This window comes from Dellaglioa sp. CoH-57-MRSF-18, assembly GCF_056781995.1.
The window spans coordinates 1-1,069 of sequence record NZ_JBXAXX010000017.1; the positions used below are offsets into that span (position 1 = coordinate 1).

Here is a 1,069-nt window from a genome sequence, read left to right on the forward strand (position 1 = left end):
CTACATGCAGGAAGCAGAGGACCAGAATACCGGCACGCTGCACGACCTGAAGGTTGATACGCGAGACATGCGTCAAGCAAAGAACTTCTATGACTATGCATTCAACATGCAGAACCCCAATGCAAACCCGCCTTGGTCTCGTCAGTTGTGGGTCGGTACTATGCTGTTCGGTGAAGCGTGCCCTGTGTGCTCGTATAAAGCGTGGCTCGATGTGCACAACGTGCCTGTGGACTACAAGGCAAAAGAAATGCCAGAACATATCCAGTTCTTGGAGTATGGTAAGTGTCCAAAGTGCAAGCGCGGTAAATGGGAGCTGATCCAAAACCACGGACTCCGAAACTATCTACAGTACGTGGGCGTAATCGGGCAGCGTGGTTCCAAGTCGAGTTTGACAGCACTCCTATCTAGTTACGCACTGCATCGATATGTCAAATTCCCGAATTATGCGTCGCTCTCGAAGTCAATGCAGGCCTCCACCGAATTGACTGGCACCTTTGTTAGCTTGACCTTCGCAAAAGCTGTTGCCGTCTTGTGGACACCGTTTCGCAAGATTATTGAGGAATCTGATTGGTGGAAAGGTCTGTTCGAAATTCTGAAACACCACGGCGATGCTATGGGGACCGAACTTTACAAACTGAGTTCGCTGTACTTCACGCTCGGGTATAAGAACGTTCGATTCTATCCTTCTGGTCCAAAATCGAGCACACTTCGTGGCGACACGCGAATTCTGGCAGCACTCGACGAACTTGGTCTCTTTCCGCTACCCACTGGTGATAGTGAGGAAGACGAAACAAGTGAACGCGCAAACTCTGACGAGGCACACAAGTCGCTGTACAACAGTCTGGGTACGGTTTCGGTAGCTTACGAAAATCTACTGAAGGAAGGTATCCATAGCGCACCGCCCCCACTTCTGTTCAACGTGTCGTCGCCGTACTCGCAGCGCGACAAGATGATGCGGCTGCTGCGGGAATCGCGGACCCCGGACGGTGAGAAAACGATGCTTGGCGTCAACCTAGCAACGTGGGAGATGAACCCGTTTTACACGCGGCAGTCTCAGATCATTGCTACG

1 protein-coding gene is annotated in these 1,069 nt (G+C 51.5%); it reads left to right on the top strand.

What is annotated here, in order from left to right:
* Positions 1–1,069, top strand: a 1,069-nt coding sequence (locus AC1RPG_RS07760) for a hypothetical protein (RefSeq protein WP_481762435.1), incomplete at both ends; no start/stop codon positions are given.